Annotated in this window: 19 protein-coding genes; 14 read left to right on the forward strand and 5 right to left on the reverse strand. The window is 63.6% G+C overall.

Annotation, left to right across the window (positions count from 1 at the left end):
• The first annotated feature begins 39 nt into the window (after positions 1-39).
• The 7 genes from lpxD (at position 40) to dnaE (ending at position 8,571) form a co-directional block, all read left to right on the forward strand.
• Entirely contained in the window at positions 40-1,086 is a 1,047-nt protein-coding gene (gene lpxD / locus HDE77_RS17280; protein ID WP_184419166.1) for a UDP-3-O-(3-hydroxymyristoyl)glucosamine N-acyltransferase, read from the forward strand.
• Positions 1,079-1,552 carry a 3-hydroxyacyl-ACP dehydratase FabZ gene (fabZ, locus tag HDE77_RS17285; protein WP_184419167.1) on the forward strand — a complete coding sequence of 158 codons (474 nt, stop codon included), beginning with the start codon at positions 1,079-1,081 and terminating at the stop codon, positions 1,550-1,552. The genes lpxD and fabZ overlap by 8 nt, the downstream gene beginning before the upstream one ends.
• Positions 1,549-2,322 carry an acyl-ACP--UDP-N-acetylglucosamine O-acyltransferase gene (lpxA, locus tag HDE77_RS17290; protein WP_184419168.1) on the forward strand — a complete coding sequence of 258 codons (774 nt, stop codon included), beginning with the start codon at positions 1,549-1,551 and terminating at the stop codon, positions 2,320-2,322. Before fabZ ends, lpxA begins: the two co-directional genes overlap by 4 nt.
• A gap of 74 nt (positions 2,323-2,396) precedes the next feature.
• A complete protein-coding gene (gene lpxB / locus HDE77_RS17295; RefSeq protein WP_255482788.1) occupies positions 2,397-3,614 on the forward strand; it encodes a lipid-A-disaccharide synthase in 1,218 nt (405 codons plus the stop codon).
• Positions 3,601-4,263 (forward strand): ribonuclease HII, encoded by a 663-nt coding sequence (gene rnhB / locus HDE77_RS17300; RefSeq protein WP_184419169.1) that lies wholly within the window; start codon positions 3,601-3,603, stop codon positions 4,261-4,263. The genes lpxB and rnhB overlap by 14 nt, the downstream gene beginning before the upstream one ends.
• A 351-nt stretch (positions 4,264-4,614) precedes the next feature.
• Positions 4,615-4,821 (forward strand): hypothetical protein, encoded by a 207-nt coding sequence (locus tag HDE77_RS17305; RefSeq protein ID WP_184419170.1) that lies wholly within the window; start codon positions 4,615-4,617, stop codon positions 4,819-4,821.
• 201 nt (positions 4,822-5,022) lie between these two features.
• Positions 5,023-8,571, forward strand: a complete 3,549-nt coding sequence (gene dnaE, locus HDE77_RS17310) for a DNA polymerase III subunit alpha (protein ID WP_184419226.1) — start codon at positions 5,023-5,025, stop codon at positions 8,569-8,571.
• A gap of 118 nt (positions 8,572-8,689) precedes the next feature.
• On the opposite strand, the gene HDE77_RS17315 is transcribed toward dnaE, so the two are convergent.
• Positions 8,690-9,070 carry a YajD family HNH nuclease gene (locus HDE77_RS17315; protein ID WP_184419171.1) on the reverse strand — a complete coding sequence of 127 codons (381 nt, stop codon included), beginning with the start codon at positions 9,068-9,070 and terminating at the stop codon, positions 8,690-8,692.
• 180 nt (positions 9,071-9,250) lie between these two features.
• Here HDE77_RS17315 and HDE77_RS17320 point away from each other — a divergent pair, with 180 nt between their 5' ends.
• From HDE77_RS17320 to HDE77_RS17340, 5 genes are all read left to right on the forward strand, one after another.
• On the forward strand, positions 9,251-10,207 hold the full coding sequence (locus HDE77_RS17320; RefSeq protein WP_184419172.1) for an acetyl-CoA carboxylase carboxyltransferase subunit alpha: 957 nt from the start codon (positions 9,251-9,253) through the stop codon (positions 10,205-10,207).
• Between the two features lie 182 nt (positions 10,208-10,389).
• On the forward strand, positions 10,390-11,133 hold the full coding sequence (locus tag HDE77_RS17325) for an NYN domain-containing protein (protein ID WP_184419173.1): 744 nt from the start codon (positions 10,390-10,392) through the stop codon (positions 11,131-11,133).
• Positions 11,130-12,431 carry a tRNA lysidine(34) synthetase TilS gene (tilS, locus tag HDE77_RS17330; protein WP_184419174.1) on the forward strand — a complete coding sequence of 434 codons (1,302 nt, stop codon included), beginning with the start codon at positions 11,130-11,132 and terminating at the stop codon, positions 12,429-12,431. The genes HDE77_RS17325 and tilS overlap by 4 nt, the downstream gene beginning before the upstream one ends.
• A gap of 326 nt (positions 12,432-12,757) precedes the next feature.
• Positions 12,758-13,015: an exodeoxyribonuclease VII small subunit gene (locus HDE77_RS17335; RefSeq protein WP_184419175.1), complete on the forward strand. Its 258-nt coding sequence runs from the start codon at positions 12,758-12,760 to the stop codon at positions 13,013-13,015.
• The gene (locus HDE77_RS17340) at positions 12,999-13,898 is read left to right on the forward strand and encodes a farnesyl diphosphate synthase (protein ID WP_255482789.1); all 900 of its coding nucleotides are present in this window, start codon (positions 12,999-13,001) and stop codon (positions 13,896-13,898) included. The genes HDE77_RS17335 and HDE77_RS17340 overlap by 17 nt, the downstream gene beginning before the upstream one ends.
• Before the next feature lie 99 nt (positions 13,899-13,997).
• On the opposite strand, the gene HDE77_RS17345 is transcribed toward HDE77_RS17340, so the two are convergent.
• Positions 13,998-14,435, reverse strand: a complete 438-nt coding sequence (locus HDE77_RS17345) for a DUF4870 domain-containing protein (RefSeq protein ID WP_184419177.1) — start codon at positions 14,433-14,435, stop codon at positions 13,998-14,000.
• Between the two features lie 119 nt (positions 14,436-14,554).
• On the reverse strand, positions 14,555-15,919 hold the full coding sequence (pmbA, locus tag HDE77_RS17350; protein ID WP_184419227.1) for a metalloprotease PmbA: 1,365 nt from the start codon (positions 15,917-15,919) through the stop codon (positions 14,555-14,557).
• Between the two features lie 153 nt (positions 15,920-16,072).
• Between pmbA and HDE77_RS17355 the strand changes: the two genes are divergently transcribed.
• On the forward strand, positions 16,073-16,312 hold the full coding sequence (locus HDE77_RS17355; RefSeq protein ID WP_184419178.1) for a DUF1653 domain-containing protein: 240 nt from the start codon (positions 16,073-16,075) through the stop codon (positions 16,310-16,312).
• Between the two features lie 28 nt (positions 16,313-16,340).
• The gene (gene yjgA, locus HDE77_RS17360; RefSeq protein WP_184419179.1) at positions 16,341-16,892 is read left to right on the forward strand and encodes a ribosome biogenesis factor YjgA; all 552 of its coding nucleotides are present in this window, start codon (positions 16,341-16,343) and stop codon (positions 16,890-16,892) included.
• Positions 16,893-16,927: 35 nt separating this feature from the next.
• Here yjgA and HDE77_RS17365 read toward each other — a convergent pair whose 3' ends face one another.
• Entirely contained in the window at positions 16,928-17,176 is a 249-nt protein-coding gene (locus HDE77_RS17365; RefSeq protein WP_221444343.1) for a hypothetical protein, read from the reverse strand.
• Positions 17,173-18,600, reverse strand: coding sequence for a putative sulfate exporter family transporter (locus tag HDE77_RS17370; protein ID WP_184419180.1), 1,428 nt, complete (start codon positions 18,598-18,600; stop codon positions 17,173-17,175). Before HDE77_RS17370 ends, HDE77_RS17365 begins: the two co-directional genes overlap by 4 nt.
• Positions 18,601-18,795 lie beyond the last annotated feature (195 nt).

Raw genomic sequence — 18,795 nt, forward strand, 5'->3', positions numbered from 1 at the left:
TAGCGTCTTGGAATCACCTGAGTGTCCTGGAGAAAGCACGTGGGCGTGAACGGCTCTTATTCTCTGAGCGAACTGGCCGAACGCTTTCAACTGTCGCTACATGGCGACGGCGCGCGCCTGATCGATGGCGTCGGCACGCTGGCGGGGGCTGCCCCCAGCCAGCTGAGTTTTCTCTCCAATAGCAAATACACCGGCCAACTGACAGCCACCCGCGCTGGCGTCGTACTGTTGCGCGAAGAGAACCTCGCCGACTGCCCGACCGCTGCGCTGATCGCCAAAGATCCCTACATCGCCTACGCCAGGATCGCCACGCTGTTTGAACGGTTGCCGGCCGCGCCGCCTGGCATCCACCCCAGCGCCGTGATCGCCCCTGGTGCACGCATCAGTTCCAGCGCCAGCATCGGCCCCTGTTGCGTCATCGAGGATGGTGCCGTCATCGAGGACGGCGCCGTGCTGGGTCCGCATTGCGTCATTGGCACAGATTGCACGGTCGGTGCGCAATCGCGACTGGTTGCGCGGGTCACACTGGTGACCCGGGTCACGCTGGGTAAACGGGTGCTGGTACATCCCGGCGCGGTGATCGGCTCGGACGGCTTCGGCCTTGCGTTCGATCCCAGCGCATTCGACCACGGCGGCTGGATCAAGCTGCCGCAGCTCGGCGGCGTGCGCATCGGCGACGACTGCGAAATCGGCGCCAACACCACGATCGACCGCGGCGCACTGGACGACACCGTACTGGAAGAAGACGTGCGACTGGACAACCAGATCCAGATCGCCCACAACGTTTACGTCGGCGCACACACCGCGATGGCCGGTTGCGCGGCCGTAGCCGGTAGCGCCAGGATCGGCCGTTACTGCATGATCGGCGGCAATGCCGGCGTGTTGGGGCATCTTGAACTGGCCGACCGGGTTACCATTACGGCCAAGAGCCTGGTTACGCATTCGATACGCGAGCCGGGCGAATACTCATCAGGCGTGCCGCTGCAGGACAACCGCCAGTGGCGGAAAAACGCGGCCCGCTTCAAACATCTGGACGAGTACGCGCGCCGACTGTCGGCGCTGGAAAAGGACAAGACCCATGAATGACAAAACCACGGGAATAACTCTGCCGGCAAACGTGGAGCAGATCCAGCAATTGCTGCCGCATCGCTACCCCTTCCTGCTGGTGGATCGCGTGATCGAAATCGTGCCCGACGTCAGCGTGGTCGCGTTGAAAAACGTGACCATCAACGAGCCATTCTTTCAGGGTCACTTCCCCGGCCATCCGGTCATGCCCGGCGTGCTGATCATCGAGGCGATGGCGCAGACCGCCGGCCTGCTGACCCAGATCAGCAGCCGCATGAAGGGCAACACCGGCAGCCCGCTGTTCTATCTGGTCAAGATCGACAACGCACGCTTCAACGCACCGGTCGTTCCGGGTGATCAGTTGCGCCTGGAAGTAAGCCAGAAGCGCCTGATGCGTGGCATGGGCCTGTTCGTGGCGCGCACCCTGGTCGAGGGCAAGGAAGTGGCCAGCTGCGAACTGATGTGCGCCGCGAGGTCCGAGAAATGATTCACCCCACCGCGCTGATCGATCCCTCTGCCGTCATCGGTGCGAATGTCAGCATCGGTGCCTACAGCGTGATCGGCGCCGAGGTGGAAATCGGCGACGGTACGCAGATCGGCCCTCATGTGGTGATCGAAGGGCCGACAAAGATTGGGCGCGACAACCGCATCACCCAGTTCGCCTCGCTCGGCGGTACACCGCAGGACAAGAAATTTGCGGGCGAGCACACCGAACTGGTGATCGGCGATCGCAATCTGATTCGCGAATTCGCCACCATCAATCGTGGCACCGGCGACGGCGGCGGCATCACCCGGATCGGTAACGACAACTGGCTGCTCGCCTACGTGCATGTCGCGCATGACTGCAAAATCGGCAATCACGTGGTGTTCTCCAACTATGCCGCACTGGCCGGCCATGTGGAGGTTGGCGACTGGACCATTCTGTCGGGCTATTCCGGTGTGCACCAGTTCTGCAAAGTCGGCGCGCACGCCTTCATCGGCATGGGATGCCTGGTGGGGTCGGATGTTCCGCCATTCGTGATGATGGCGAACGAACAGCACGGTCGTCCACGCGGGATCAACAGCGAGGGGCTCAAGCGCCGCGGTTTCGATGCAACGCGCATCTCTGCGATCAAGCGAGCCTATCGGACCTTGTACATGGCTGGCCTGTCGCTACCTGAAGCACGCGAACAACTGATTACACAAGCGCAGGCTAGCGACGACGTGCGCGCGATGATCGAGTTTCTCGAAAGCAGCGAGCGAACACTCGCCCGTTGATATGTGCGCTGATATGGGCGTAGCCCATATCAGCAAATCAAACACCTGGCTTCGCTCTGCGGGAGTTACAAGACATGCAGATGGCTGAACCCGGTTCGCAAACCCCACTCATCGCCATCCTCTCCGGCGAAGATTCCGGCGACCAGCTCGGCGCCGACCTGATCGTCGCGCTGCGCGAGCGTTACCCGCAGGCGCGGTTCGTCGGCATCGGTGGCGCCCGCATGCAGGCTCAGGGCTTCGAATCCTGGTACGACATTCATGAGCTCTCGCTGTTCGGTTTCAGCGAAGTGATCAGGCATCTGCCGCGGTTGCTGAAGTTGCGCAAGGCCCTGGTGGCCCGGCTTCTGAAGGCGCGTCCCGCGGTAGTGATCGGCATTGATGCGCCGGATTTCAATCTCGGCGTGGAGCAACGCCTGAAACAAGCCGGCTTGCTCACGGTGCATTACGTCAGCCCGTCGGTTTGGGCGTGGCGCGAAAAACGTGCGGAAAAAATAGGCCGCAGTGCCAGCCGTGTGCTGTGCCTGTTTCCGATGGAACCGCCGATTTACGCAAAGCACGGCATCGACGCGCGCTTCGTCGGCCACCCACTGGCAGACCGTTTCGCGCTGGTCTCCGATCGGGTCGGTGCGCGTGATTTTCTGCAGCTGCCCCAGCAGGCTCCGATCCTGGCGGTGCTGCCCGGCAGCCGACTGTCGGAGCTTGCCCGGATGGGCGAGACTTTCATCGCCGCCGCGACACAGGTCGCTGCTGCGCTGCCCGGTCTGCGCATCGTGATCCCGGCAGCGAATCCGCAGGTACATGCCAGGCTCAAGGCGATCCTCGCCAAGGGTCCGCGCGACGAAGCCGTGCCACTGCTGCTGGAAGGCAACGCGCACGAAGCGATGCTGGCCGCCGACGTGGTGCTGCTGGCTTCCGGCACCGCCACGCTGGAGGCAATGCTGGCCAAGCGGCCGATGGTGGTCGGCTATCGCGTCGCACCGCTGAGTTATCGCATCGCACGCGCGATGAAAATGCTGAAAACCGACGTGTATGCGTTGCCAAACATCCTGGCGCGCGCCAGCGGTCTCGGTGACGAGTTGCTGGTACCTGAGCTGATGCAAGACAATTGCACGGCGGAGAAGCTTGCTTCCGCTACGCTGGCGCTGTTTCGCGACAGCGAACGCCGGGGCCGTATCGTCGCGGCATTCGAGCAACTGCATCAGGCGTTGCGCGGTGGGCTGCAAGGTCACGCAGGGGATCGCGCGGCTGAGGCGATTGCCGAGTTGATGGAAGAAAAGCATGTTGGTCGATGAGCTCAAGGCGAGTACCCGCTCCTCATCTCAATCCACTCCCCACAGGGGAGAGCAGGCGAATGCGAAGAGCTTTCTTGTAGCGGGGGTTGACGAGGCTGGTCGCGGTCCCTTGGCCGGTCCCTTGGCGGTGGCCGCCGTGATTCTCGATCCGACCCGACCGATCGCCGGCCTGGACGATTCCAAAAAACTCAGCGAAGCAAAACGCGAAGCGCTTTACCCGCAAATCATCGAATACGCGCTGGCCTACTGCGTGGTGTTGATCGAGCCCGATGAGATCGACCGCCTGAACATTTTCCAGGCCACCATGACCGGCATGAGCCGCGCCGTGGCCGGCCTCTCACTGGCCGCCCATGAAGCGCTGATCGATGGCAACAAGCTGCCGCGGGATCTGCCCTGCCCCGGTCGCGCGATCGTCGGTGGCGACGCGCTGGAGCCGGCGATCAGCGCCGCCTCGATCCTCGCCAAGGTCAGTCGTGACCGCTTGATGGTGGCGATGCACGAGGTTTACCCCGGCTACGGCTTCGCTGTGCACAAGGGCTACCCAACGCCAGCGCATCTAGCCTCACTCCAGCAACTCGGCCCCTGTGCACAGCACCGCCGCAGTTTTGCGCCGGTAAGGTTGCTGCTTGATCAGGGCACGCTATTTTAAGGCGTCCTGTTGAGTTGGCGAAGTGCCACTGCCACACAGGCAACGCAGCCGGCGTCCGAAAGCATGCTGATCCTGTGAGCGAACAGACAGCACATAGCCCATTGGTCATGGGCAACCATACGCTGTCATCGCGCCGGAAATTCGAGCGTATGCAGCTGCCTGCGATCGCGCATCGGGCCAGATTGAACAGCGCATAGCCCATTAGTCACTGCAACTTTTTCAGCCGTCTATGCATCCATAGCTGACAGGACTCAAAAGTCAGCATGGACGCATCGGTCTTACCGGCTGTCCGCGCAAGCATTCGCCTGCCAGCCGTCATCTGCGCATCCATCAGAACCGCAGGAGTCGTACATGTTATTTCCGACCAACCGCGCATTCGTCACCGAACAGGCGCCGTCGCCAACTGTCTCCAAGCCGTCATCGGTCGCCGCTGCAGCGCCCGCTACAGTCGACCCATGCCCTTCGCACACCGACTACGACCTGCACCCGCTGACGGTACGCCATCTCGACCACTACATTGAGCATGATCTCGCCGACGAACGCTTCCATGTTCGCTGATCGTATTTGATGGGTGTGGGACAACGACGGGCAGCTTTCCGGGGCTAACCTGGCGTTTTCTACTCGGCGGCCTGCAACCGCAGCATCCGAGTGAACCCGGCACAGGAGTGTGCACAACGTTTCGCCTAACCACGGCGGATGTCAATCTTGCCGCTGGACGAAGTGCCGGGTAGCCTGCACGGACTCACTGCACAAGCCAGCATGACCGTCCGCTACACCCATCTGCACCTGCACAGCGAATATTCGCTGGTCGATTCGACTATCCGCATCAAGGCGCTGGTCGAAGCTTGCGTGCGCGCCGGAATGCCCGCCGTGGCGCTGACCGACGAATGCAACATGTTCGCGCTGGTGAAGTTCTACAAGGCCTGCAGCGCGGCGGGCATCAAGCCGATCGGCGGCTGCGACCTGTGGATCTCGGCGCCGGATGATCCGCGACCATGGCGGTTGACCCTGCTGTGTCAGAACCGCGAGGGTTACCTCAACCTGTCACGGCTGGTCTCGCGCGCCTGGCGTGAGGGTCAGCATGGGGGCCGTGCACTGGTCGAGGCTGGCTGGCTACATGCCGAAGCCACCCACGGACTGATCGCCCTGCTCGGACGCGACAGCGAAGTCGGCCGCATCGCCCTGCATCAGGGCATCGACACAGCGCTGACGAAGCTGCAGCCGCTCACCCGACTGTTTCCGGATCGGCTTTATCTGGAGCTGACCCGTTGCGGTCGTGAGGGCGAGGAAAACTGGAACGCCGCCGCCCTTGCGCTGGGCACCGAACTCGCGCTGCCCGTACTGGCCAGCAATGACGTGCGATTTCTCCGGCAGGACGACTTCGAGGCGCATGAGGCACGCGTGTGCATCAATCAGGGCCGCGTGCTGGCTGATCTCAAGCGCCCACGCGACTACAGCAATCAGCAATACCTGAAATCACCCGAGGAGATGGCGACGCTGTTCGCTGATCTGCCCGAGGCGCTGGAAAACACCGTCGAGCTCGCCAGGCGCTGCAGTCTGGAACTGGAATTCGGCAAGTACTATCTACCCGACTTTCCGGTCCCCGAAGGGCACGACCTCGCCAGCTATATCCGTGAGCTGTCGCGTGAAGGCCTCAAAGAGCGTCTCGCCGCCGCGCCGCTCGCGGCCGACCGTACGCAGGAGGACTACGAAGCGCGACTGGAACGCGAGCTGGACGTCATCATCGAGATGGGCTTCCCCGGCTACTTCCTGATCGTTGCGGACTTCATCAACTGGGGCAAGCAAAACGGTATCCCGGTCGGCCCAGGCCGCGGTTCCGGCGCCGGTTCGCTGGTCGCGTGGGGGCTGAAGATCACCGACCTGGATCCACTGCAGTTCAACCTGCTGTTCGAGCGATTCCTCAATCCCGAACGCGTGTCGATGCCCGACTTCGACATCGACTTCTGCATGGATCGCCGAGACGAGGTGATCGACTACGTATCGCGGAAATACGGTCGCGAACGGGTGAGTCAGATCATCACCTACGGCTCGATGGCGGCGAAGGCCGTGCTGCGCGACTCCGGCCGCGTGCTCAGCATGGGTTACGGCCAGGTCGACAAGCTGGCCAAGCTGATTCCGCCACGGCCGCTCGATCTCACGCTGTCCGATGCGCTCGGCCGGTCCGAAAAATCGAAGAAAGAAACCGATCGCGTCGTCAAGGAATTCTGCGAGGCTTACGAGCACGATGAGGACGCCCGCGCGCTGATCGATCTGGCGCTGAAACTCGAAAACCTCACCCGCAACGCCGGCAAGCACGCCGGTGGCGTGGTGATCGCACCGACCGCACTCACCGACTTCGCGCCGCTGTACTGCGAAGCGGGTGGCGGCGGCGTAGTGACCCAGTACGACAAGGACGACGTCGAAGCCGTCGGCCTGGTGAAGTTCGACTTCCTCGGCCTGCGCACGCTGACGATCATCGACTGGGCAGTGAAGGCGATCAACGTTCGGCGCGCGAAAGCCGGCGAAGCGCCGCTGGATATTTCGCAGCTGCCGCTGGACGATCCCAAACCGTATCAGCTGCTGAAGAAGGCGCAGACAGTCGCGGTCTTCCAGCTGGAATCCTCCGGCATGCAGCGCATGCTGAAAGACGCCAAACCCGACCGCTTCGAGGACATCATCGCGCTGGTCGCGCTATACCGTCCCGGCCCGATGGACCTGATTCCCAGCTTCATCGCGCGCAAGCACGGCCGCGAGGAAGTGGAGTATCCCGATCCGCGCGTCCAGCCGATCCTGCAAGAGACCTACGGCATCATGGTCTATCAGGAACAGGTCATGCAGATGGCCCAGATCGTCGGCGGTTACTCGCTCGGCGGCGCCGACCTGCTACGCCGCGCGATGGGCAAGAAAGACGTCAAGAAGATGGCCGAGGAGCGCGCCAAGTTCCGTGAGGGCGCCGCGAAAGATGGCCTGCCTGGCGACAAGGCCGACACCATCTTCGACTTGATGGAAAAGTTCGCCGGTTACGGCTTTAACAAGTCGCACGCGGCCGCCTATGCGCTGGTCAGCTATCAGACAGCGTGGTTGAAGGCGCACTACCCTGCCGAGTTCATGTCCGCGACGATTTCCGCGGACATGGACAACACCGACAAGGCGGTAACGTTCCTCGACGAATCGCGTGCGATCGGCATCACAGTGCAGCCGCCGGACGTCAACGCGTCGGACTACATGTTCGTCGCGATCGAGCCAAAAAAGATCCAATACGGCCTCGGCGCCATCAAGGGCGTCGGTCAGGGTGCATGCGAGGCGATCGTCGCCGAACGCAGCCACGGCCCGTACACCAACCTGGCGGACTTCTGCCGGCGCGTCGATCCGACCAAGCTCAACCGCCGTGTGCTGGAAGCGCTGATCCTGTCCGGTGCGCTCGATGCGCTGGCGCCGACTCGCGCCAGCCTGATGTTGCAGCTACCCGATGCGATCAAGGCCGCCGACCAGCATCTGCGCGACAAGCAATCAGGCCAGAACGACATGTTCGGCGCCGCGATGGCGATGGGCGCGACGACGCCGGTGGTGCACATCGACCTGCCGACCGCGCCAGAGTGGCCACTGGAGCAGAAGCTGCAGGGCGAGCGCGACACGCTCGGACATTACCTGTCCGGCCATCCCACCGATCCATGGAAGGATGAACTAGCCCAGCTCTCGACCTGCCCGCTGGGCGAGATTGGCGATCGCTACCAGCCGCCGAAACCACGCAAGAACGACAACGACGACGGCAACCGCTTCCGCCGTGGCCCGGATACGCCGTGGACGATCGCCGGCATGGTCACCGCCGTGCGCAAGCGCGGTGACAGCGATGCGTTCGTACGCATCGAGGATGGCACCGGCAGCATCGAGGTGAGCTTCTTCGGTGAGCTTTACCAGCAGGTGGCGCCACTGCTCACCCGCGATGAGATGCTGATCGTCGACGGTGGTCTGCGCATTGACGATTTCTCCGGTGGTGGCTTCCAGTTGCGAGCCCGCAGCGCCACCACGCTGGCCGACGCCTGCCGTAAACACGCCCGACTGCTACAGCTGAAATTGAATGGCGTCGGGCCCGGCTTCGTCGAACAACTGCAGCATGCGTTGACCGGCTATCGCGGTGGCCGCGCCACCGTGATGCTGCACGGCTATCACAACCGCAATGCGCAGGCCGACCTCGAGCTTGGCGAAGAGTGGCGCGTGGACGCCATCCCCGCCTTGCTGCGTGCCGTGCGCGCCATGCCCGGCGTGCAGGCCGCGCGCCTGCGCATCGTCAAGCAGCAGGACTCTTGATGTACTCCCTCCCCTGCTTGCAGGGGAGGGCTGGGGTGGGGTCGCTCTTTTGCCCGAGGATCAAAAGCACCCCCTCGCAACTTCCCCGTGCAAGCAGGGGGCAGGGCAAGGCTGAGCTCTACTTCTTGCCGCCCCGATCCATCAACGCCTTCAGATCAGCGAACGGATTGCCGGTAGCCGCCGGCGCATCCTGCACTTCCATGACCCCGCCGCGCACATGGTCGATGTGCCGCGAGTGTTCGTTGTCGTGGCAGTACACGCACAGCAACTCCCAGTTGCTGCCGTCGGGCGGGTTGAAGTCGTGATCGTGGTTGCGGTGATGCACGGTCAGCTCCTGCAAGTTTTCGCGAGTGAACTCGCGCGCGCAGCGACCGCAGATCCACGGATACATCTTCAGCGCGCGCTCGCGATAGCCCAGTTCGCGCTGCTCGGCGTTGCGCCGCGCCTCGGCCACGATGCGGTCGAGCTTGTTGTTGTCGATGGGTGGTTTGGTCGGCATGGTCGGGTCCAGCGGTAAGACATTCGTTGGCGCGGACGATAGCGCAATCGGCCGCCATTCGCAGGGTCCCGGGCGGGTCCGCCAACAGGTCCGGCGGCACCCATCGCCCATACGGCGCCGTTCTCGTCTTTTCCCGGGTAACGGTATACTGAGCCGCTTCTGTGCCATGAAATGTTGCGAATGAACCCTAACTTCCTCGATTTTGAACAACCCATTGCCGAACTGGACGCGAAGATCGAAGAGCTTCGCCATGCCAGCCATGGCCAGGCATTCAATATCGATGACGAAGTCGGGCGCCTGCGCGAGAAGCTGAAGATCAAGACCGCCGAGATCTTCCGCAACCTCAATTCATGGCAGATGACCCAGCTGTCGCGCCATCCGGGCCGGCCGTATACGCTCGACTACATTGGCGTGATCTGCGAAGAATTCCACGAACTGGCTGGCGATCGCGCCTATGCCGACGATGCTGCCATCGTCGGTGGCCTCGGCCGCATCAACGGCCGGCCGGTAGTGATCATCGGCCACCAGAAAGGTCGTGATACCAAGACCAAGGTGCGCCGCAACTTCGGCATGCCGCGCCCCGAGGGTTATCGCAAGGCGCTGCGCCTGATGAAGATGGCCGAGCGCTTCAAGCTGCCGCTGCTGACCCTGATCGACACCCCGGGAGCCTACCCCGGTGTCGGCGCCGAGGAGCGCGGCCAGAGCGAGGCGATCGCACGCAATCTGATGGAAATGGCCGAACTGAAGGTGCCGATCATCTGCACCGTGATCGGTGAGGGCGGCTCCGGTGGTGCGCTGGCCATCGGCGTGGGCGACCGCACGGTGATGCTGCAGTACTCGACCTATTCGGTGATCTCGCCGGAAGGCTGCGCCTCGATCCTGTGGAAGAGCGCCGACAAAGCCAAGGACGCCGCCGAAGCGCTCGGCCTGACCGCACCGCGCCTGCTGGAGCTCGGCCTGATCGACAAGGTGGTCCGCGAGCCGCTGGGCGGCGCCCATCGCAATCCGCAGTCGATGGCAGTGCGCCTGAAAGCCGTGCTGCTGAACCAGCTCGACGAACTCGAAGCGATGCCGATCGGTGACCTGCTCGAACGGCGCTACAAGCGCCTGCGCAGCTACGGCGCGTATCAGGAATAAGCAACGGTCGGGTGGCAGCCTGTGGGAGCGACTTCAGTCGCGATGCTCTTGCTTCCTTCATTGGCATCAAGAGCATCGCGACTGAAGTCGCTCCCACAAGATGGCTGGTTTGCCGGCGATAATCCAACCCGCGTCTCTAGGGCGTTACCATCGGCTTTGCCTTCCTGCTGCCGGGATCCGTCATGGCCAACGTCACCACGCACAAACTCGCCGTACTGATCGACGCCGACAATGCGCGCCCGGCCATCGTCGAGGGTCTGCTCGCGGAGATCGCCAAGTACGGCACGGCGCACGTGAAGCGGATTTACGGCGACTGGACCAAGCCCGACCTCAACGGCTGGAAGGAAGTGCTGCTGCGTCACTCGATCCAGCCGATCCAGCAATTCCGTTACACGGTGGGCAAAAACGCCACCGACTCGGCGATGATCATCGACGCCATGGATCTGCTTTACGCCGAGCGTTTCGACGGCTTCTGCATCGTTTCCAGCGACAGCGATTTCACCCGACTGGCCTCGCGCGTGCGGGAGTCCGGGCGCATCGTGTACGGCTTCGGCGAGCGCAAGACGCCTGAGCCATTCCGTACCGCATGCGACAAATTCATCTACACCGAAGTACTCCTCGGCTCGGCCTCCACCGAGGCCGAGGCCGCACCGAAACAGCGCTCGGCAAAGGAGCTGCGCGGCGACACGCACTTGCTCAGCCTGCTGCGCAACGCGATCGAGGCCGCCTCCGACGACACCGGCTGGGCGGGGCTCGGCGCGATCGGCAGCATCATCAATAAGCAATCTCCCGACTTCGACTCGCGCAACTACGGTTACGCCAAGCTCAGCGGGCTGGTCAATGGCATCGGCCTGTTCGAGACGGAAGAACGGCACATCGGCAATGGCAAGCACATCTACGTGCGGCCCCGCGCCAGCAAGAAGTGAGCGACCCGCTGTCCCAGCACCTGCTTGCCGCCTTGGCGACGACGCCAGCCGCACCGCTGTGCGTCGCGTTCAGCGGCGGCCCGGATTCGAGCGCGCTATTGCATGCGCTGGCACGACTGCCCACGGCGCGCGCACGCGGTCTGCGCGCGCTGCATATCGATCACGGCCTGCACCCGGACAGCACGCTGTGGGCCGATCACTGCCGGAACTTCTGCGCCGCGCTTGACCTGCCATGCGATGTACGGCGCGTGCAAGTCGAAACCGGCAAGGGCAACGGGCTGGAAGCCGCCGCGCGCCACGCGCGCTACGCTGCTTTCGCCAGCGAACTGCGTGAAGGTGAGTACCTTCTACTCGGCCATCACCGCGACGATCAGGCCGAGACTGTATTGCTGAAACTGCTGCGCGGAGCCGGTCCGGAGGGCCTAGGCGGCATGCGGGCGTTGCGGCCGCTAGGGCATGGCCAGTTGTGGCGCCCGCTGCTGACGCTGTCGCGGGCGCAATTGCGTGATTACCTCAAGACCCACCAACTGGACTGCATCGACGACCCATCCAACGCCGACACGAAACTGGCGCGCAACCACCTGCGCCACGAGATCCTGCCGCGGCTTATGCAGCATTGGCCGCACGCCGTCGATTCGATCCTGCACAGCGCCGCGCTCAGCCGCGCCGCGGCCGATACGTTGCAGACACAGTGGCTGGCTGAATTCGAGGCCCTGCATGACCGCGCCACGGACAGCCTGGATGCCGCCGGTTGGCGGGCGCTCGATCCTGCCCTGCGTGAGCCCTTGCTGGATCACTGGCTGCATGCGCTGGGCCTGTCTGCGCCCACCACGGCGCAACGCCAGCAGATCGAACGCCAGTGCGGTTCACGGGCCGGCCAGCTACCGTGCATCCGCTGGCCCGGCGTGGAGCTGTACATCTGGAACGGGCGGCTATGGGCGTTGTCGCCCCGCCTTGAGATCGCTGCTGACTGGGAGGCGCACTGGCGCGGAGAACCGCTGACCTTGCCTGATGGCGGCGTGCTGGCACTGACCAACACCGACAAACGCCTGCCCGAACCGCTCCTTGTGCGCCTGCGTCGCGGTGGCGAGCACATCAAGCCGGCGGGCGACGCCCACACCCGCGAATTGCGCGACTTGTTCCAGAAGCAGCGGGTTCCACCCTGGCAGCGCAACGTCTGTCCGTTGCTCTACGCCGGCGATGAGTTGGTCGCCGTTGCCGATCGCTGGATCAGCGCTCGCGGCGAGGCGATTTTCCAGACGACCGGAGCCCGTCCGCATTGGGAAGTGGCGCGCTGAAGTCGTGCTTTGGGCCGCTTCGAATAACCTGCAACACGCTCGTCCCCCTGCGGCAGGCGCCCAGCGCTCTCAAGCTTCTGAAGATCAAGGGCACTGGGTTCCGGCTTTCGCCGGAATGACGAGCTAGAGAGCGACCTGTTCGTCATCCCCGCGAAGGCAGGCACCCAGCGACTTCGAGCTCTTCGTGATCACTGGATGCTGAATTCCTGCCTACGCAGGAATGACGAGCCGGAGCGGTTTTCCAAGCTCTTCTGCGCAAAAAAATGTGTCCCCACCGAAGCGATGCCGATTGATTCCCTGCCTGCCCTGCGTTAGCGTTGCGGCCCATGGCCAAGACCGCTCCCGCTTCCGTCAAAACCCCGCCTCCGGTCGACTTTGAACGTTCCCTGGACGAACTGGAACAACTGGTCGCGCGGATGGAAGGCGGCGAGTTGAGTCTGGATGAATCGCTCGCTTCGTTCGAGCGTGGCATCGGCCTGTACCGTCATTGTCAGCAGTCGCTGGAACTGGCCGAACTGCGTGTGCGCCTGCTGCTTGATCCCGATGCCCCCGACAGCGCCGAACCGTTTGAACCCGAACTCTAAGCTCGGCCCTACCCTGCAAGCGTTGATCCTTCGTGCCGAACAGGCCTTGGATCGCTGCCTGCCGCCCGCCGAACAGTCCCCTGCCGCGCTGCATCGCGCGATGCGTTACGCCGTGCTTGGCGGCGGCAAGCGGCTGCGCCCGCTGCTGGTTTACGCCGCCGCTCATGCGTTCGGCGAAAGCGACCCGCAGCTCGATGCGGCCGCCTGTGCGGTGGAGCTGATCCACGCCTATTCGCTGGTTCACGACGACCTGCCCGCGATGGACGACGATGCCCTGCGCCGCGGCCGTCCGACCTGCCATATCGTCTTCGGCGAGGCGATGGCGATTCTCGCCGGCGACGCGCTGCAGGCGCTGGCCTTCGAGATCCTGGCCGATGACCCCGCGCACCAGACCGACGCCACCACCGGCATCGCCATGCTGCGTGTGCTCAGCCGTGCCTGCGGCGCCGAAGGCATGGCCGGCGGACAGTCGCTGGACCTGGCGGCGGTCGGCCAACAGCTGACGCTGGCCGAACTGGAGCATATGCACGCCCTCAAGACCGGCGCCTTGATACGTGCCTCGGTGCAGATGGGCGCGCTCGTCGCGCGTGCCGATGCCGAAGCGCTGCAAGCGCTGGATCGCTACGCCCACGCGGTAGGCCTGGCGTTCCAGGTGCGCGATGACATCCTCGACGTGGAAGGCGAATCGGCCGTACTCGGCAAGACCGCCGGCAAGGATGCCGCCGCCGCCAAGCCCACCTTCCCCTCGATCATTGGCCTTGACGCCTCGCGCGCACGACTGGCGGAACTGATCGAATCGGCGCTGGCGGCGATTGAACCACTAGGCAACAAGGGCTCTCTGCTGGCCGAGCTGGCTCGTTACGCCGGCCATCGTGCGCATTGAAAGGGCGACTTACGCACATTCGAAGTAGCCAATAGCCATCCATCACGCAATAAAAAAGCAGCCTCACGGCTGCTTTTTTATTGCGTGAACTGACCTCGATTACTTGATCAATCTCAGCGTGAACGGGTAGCGGTAGCGCACACCTTCATTCGCCTTGATAGCCGCGATGATGGTGAATACCAGCCAGCCGATACCAATGATGATCCACAGCGGAATCGCGATGATCAGGCCCACACCTAAGGTCATGATCGAAATCAGCAGCAGGATCAGGAGAGCAATCGCCACCGTGATATTGAAATTCAGCGCCTCTTTGCCTTGGTCATCGACGAAGGGCATGGTGTCTTTCTTCACCAGCCAGATGATCAGCGGGCCGATGAAACAGCCCCAGCCATGACCGAAAGCACCGGTGAGAATGGCGCCAAGCAGGGCGGACAAATGCGCGAACATCGCCCACTGACGCTGATCGGCCGACGGGACATCGACTAGCGGCGGGTCGTTCGGTGAAGGCGGAATGACGGACTCGGGTGGAACGCTCATGCGTATCTCCTCAGCGTCGACAATCGCCGGCCCATTGCCGGTTGCGCTGATGCTAGCAAGCCCCGCCCGCTTTGCCGAGGGGACTTGCGGCACCGCAAGGCGCCAACTTCGGCGGCCTCCTACTCGCCTGCTACCGTCATCCGTTCCAGCAGGATCGAGCCGGTCAGGATGTGCGAGCGAGGATCGACGTCCGCTCCCACCGCCACGATGCCGGCGAACATCTCGCGCAAGTTCGCAGCGATCGTGATCTCCTCCACTGGATAGGCGATCTGCCCGTTTTCGACCCAGAAACCGGCTGCACCGCGCGAATAGTCCCCGGTGATGGTGGATACGCCCTGCCCCATCACCTCGGTGACCAGCAGCCCGGTACCCATGCGTTTCAGCATGGCGGCGAAGTCGTCCTTCGCATGGTCCGCGCTGCCCGGTTCCACGATCAGGTTATGGATGCCGCCCGCGTTGCCGGTCGATTCCAGCCCGAGCTTGCGCGCCGAATAGCTGCCCAGCACATAGCGCGCCAGCACGCCGCCCTCGATCAAGGCGCTGTCGCGGGTCGCCACGCCCTCGGCGTCGAAGCTGCCTGAGCCCTGACCGCGCAACAGCCGCGGCAACTCCATGATGTTCAGCCATGACGGCATCACCTGCTTGCCGACGTGGTCGAGCAGGAAACTGGCCTGGCGATACAAGGCGCCGCCGCTGACTGCTCCCAGCAAATGTCCGATCAGCCCCCGGGCCAGCTCCGGCGCAAACAGCACCGGACACTGCCGCGTCGACAGGCTGCGTGCGCCCATGCGTGCAAGGGTGCGCTCGGCTGCCCGGTCGCCGAGCACCTTTGCGCTCATGAAGTCGCCGGCCGCACGCACGCTGTCGTACCAGTAGTCGCGCTGCATGCCGTCCTCGTCGCCGGCAATCAGTGCCAGCGACAGCGAATGCCGCGTGCCTCGTTCACGCCCGACGAAGCCGTGCGAGTTCGCATACACCGACAGACCTTGCCCGGCCTGCACGCTGGCACCGTCTGAATTGCTGATGCCGGCATGGGCGCGTCCGGCGTCCTCGATTTCGATGCCCAGTTCAATCGCGCGGGTCGTGTCGATATCCCACGGATGCCACAGGTCCAGATCAGGAAACGACGTCGCCATGCGCGCCGCATCGGCCAAACCCGCCGCTGGATCAGCTTCGGTATAGCGCGCGATCGCGCAGGCCTGGTCCAGGGTCGCCTGGATCGAGTCCGGATGCAGGTCGGCGGTGCTGGCCGAGCCCTTTCGCTGGCCGAAGTACACGGTAAGCCCGAAACCACGATCGCGGGTGTGCTCGACCGTCTCCACCTCACCCAGGCGCACGTTGACGCTCAGCCCGCTATCGATGCTGGCGGCGACCTCGGCCTGGCTGGCGCCGGCGGCGCGAGCGCGACGAATCACATCCTCGGCCAGTTCGGCCAGTCGATCGAGCTCTTGCTCGCTCCGATCTGGACCGCTGTGAGCCGACAAATGGCGGTCCTGGCTGATGGCGCGTTCGGTCACGTTGGGCTTCCTGGAGGTTTGACGAGTAGAATAGTCGGTTCGCGACCACCGACCCCGATGGGGTGCAGTGCCCAAGATGGGGTCGGCTCGGCGAAATGCAAAGAGTTGGGGAGAACGCCCATGCAACCAACCGCCGGCATCTATCGTCACTACAAGGGTCAGCGCTACCGCGTGCTGGGTACCGCGCATCACAGCGAAACGCTGGAGCCGCTGGTGGTTTATCAGGCGCTCTACGGGGACCACGGTCTATGGGTACGCCCAGCCACCATGTTCACCGAAACCATCGAGCTGGATGGCGAGCCGATCGCCCGCTTCGCGCTCGAGCAAGCCGAGCCCGGCACCGACGACCCGCACATCTGACCATCGCCCCATCCCTGGAATTGAAACCGTGAGCCCGAGCCGCAGCCGCAATCAAACCGAACTCGACGAAGAGGACTACGGTCCCAGTCGCACCCAGCAGCGTCGCGAAGCACTCGCGGTACTGACGCTGGCTGCCCAGTTGATGGAGCTGCCGCCGAGCCGGCTGGCGAAACTGGAACTGCCTGAAGACGTGCGCCGCGAGATCGACGTCACCCGTCGCATCACCGCGCATATCGCGCGCAAGCGCCAGCTCGCGTTCCTCGCCAAGGTCATGCGCCGCTACGACGACGCGGACTTTGCTTCGGTGCGTGGCGAACTCGGCGAGAACCGCGAGAAGCAGCGCCAGGAAACCGCCGCGATGCACCGCCTCGAAGCGATGCGCGATCGTCTGATCAGCGAGGACGAAACGGCACTCTCCGAACTGATCACAGAACACCCGCAGATCGATCGCCAGCATGTGCGCTCATTGATCCGCCAGGCCCGCACCGAACGCGATGCGAACAAGCCGCCGCGCGCGTACCGCGAAATATTTCAGCTACTGAAGGATCTGGCTGCAAGCGACAGCAAGCCCGACGCCTGACGCCGTGGCGATGGCTCCTTGCAGCTCGGGAGCCATCAGCTGAGCGTGCTGAAGCGCACGCAGAAATCATTCGGCGATACCCAGCGATCATGCAGGACGCAAAGCCGGCTACCGCCGATGCTGGCTCCATAAGCTGAGCCGAACACCGCCAGTCCTGCGACACGCTGCTCGGTCATGCGGCGATCGTCCAGACGATGGCGGCAGCCAGCGCAACCCGGCTGGACCACCTGCTCGAGGCAACTTGTGGTCGGCTCAGCCTTGCTGGCGTCGCCTGTCGTGCTCATCCGTGCCCCAGGCTGTCCCAGTACGTCGCAAAGACATGGGCGGACATCACGTAGCCAACAATGACGTTGACCACGACACCGGCCGTGAACGCGAGAAACGGTTTCCAGCCGGTCGCGCTAAGCGAACGCAGACGCGTAGTCAGCCCGATGCTGAGGAAGCAGAACGTGAACACCCAGGTGCGCAAGGCGCTAATCGGTGCGACCAGTTCCGGCGTGACGATCTTGCGGTAGTCCGCCAGCGAATAGGAACTCGCGAGCCACGTGATCAGGGCCGACGCCAGCAGGAATCCAAGCACGAATTTCGGGAAGCGTGCCCAGATCTCGCGGGCATCCGCCTTCTTAACCTGCACGCCATCCTCCAACGCATCCCAGCGCGTCGTGGCCACCCAGGCCAGCGAGAAGGCCCAGATACCGATCCAGATATCCCGACCCACCACTTTCATCAACGTGAAGTTCTGCACCGCGGCATCCGGCGCGCCGGCAATCGCACCGCCGGCATGTCGGGCGATGTCGCCATAGGTCTGGGCAGCGGCAATGCCCGCCGCATCGGCGAACTCCGAGGTCCCGATCCAGGCGCCGGCCACCCCTGTCGACAAGCCGAGTGCGTGCGACGCAAACGGCAACACGAAGATCATCACGATCGCCCATAGTATGACCAGCGTGATCGCTACCGAAGCCTGCTCGCGCCGCGCGCGCACGGCGCCGGCAATCGCAATCGCCGCCGACACGCCGCATACCGCACCGCCGACCCCGAGCACGGCAGCAAAGCGCCGGTCCAGCCCCAGAGCCTTGCCGACGAGAAAGATCACGAAGAACGTCAGCAGGGATACCACTGTCGCCTGCCCGACCGCCACCGGACCGGCCCACACCAGCAAGGTGAATGGCAGTGTTGCGCCGAGCAGCACAATGCCCACCTTGATATAGAACTCGACGCGCAGACCGACCTGAAACCACTCGGGCAAACGGACCAGGTTGGACACCAGCAGCCCCAACAGCAAGGCCAGCAGCGGCGCCTCGAGGTTGTAGTGCGATGCCTGGCTCCACGCCGCCGTCTGGAAGATCAGCAACGACACGACAAACAGGATCAGGAACGCCGGCAGGAAATGCGCAAGACGCTGCTTGAGTACGTACAGCGCACCGCCGAACAGCGCCGCGAACACCACGAATAGCGCCGCGTAATTCGGCAAGTGCGCAACGAGGTCCTGGCCGGCCTGCGACAGGCTCGACCATTTCGCTGGTGCCGTGGCGAGCCACTTGATACTGCCGCCCGAGGCGAACAGTACCCAGGCCACCACGACCACCAGCAGGCCGATCCACACCGACCACCAGTCCTCGTTGAAGAACAGGCCTCCGCGTGCCGTCCGGTTCGTGGTGGATATGGACGGCCGAACGTCCTGCGGAAGATCACGCGTCAATTCATTCATCGCCACACCCCAAAGGCTAAAAGCAGCCACGGCTAAAGTGTTGATGCGCGCGGACGGCGCGCGAAATGACCTTTTGCTCTATCGATATGGCCATCCCCGATGGCGGCACTATAGATGGGCGCACCGCAGTAAAAATATTGTCGCCCCCCGAAAAGCAGCCAAACGCCGCGACCCCGACGACCAGGCAGACGCGAG

Origin of the sequence: Rhodanobacter sp. MP7CTX1 (assembly GCF_014205795.1) — a bacterium.
Classification (GTDB): Bacteria; Pseudomonadota; Gammaproteobacteria; order Xanthomonadales; family Rhodanobacteraceae; genus Rhodanobacter.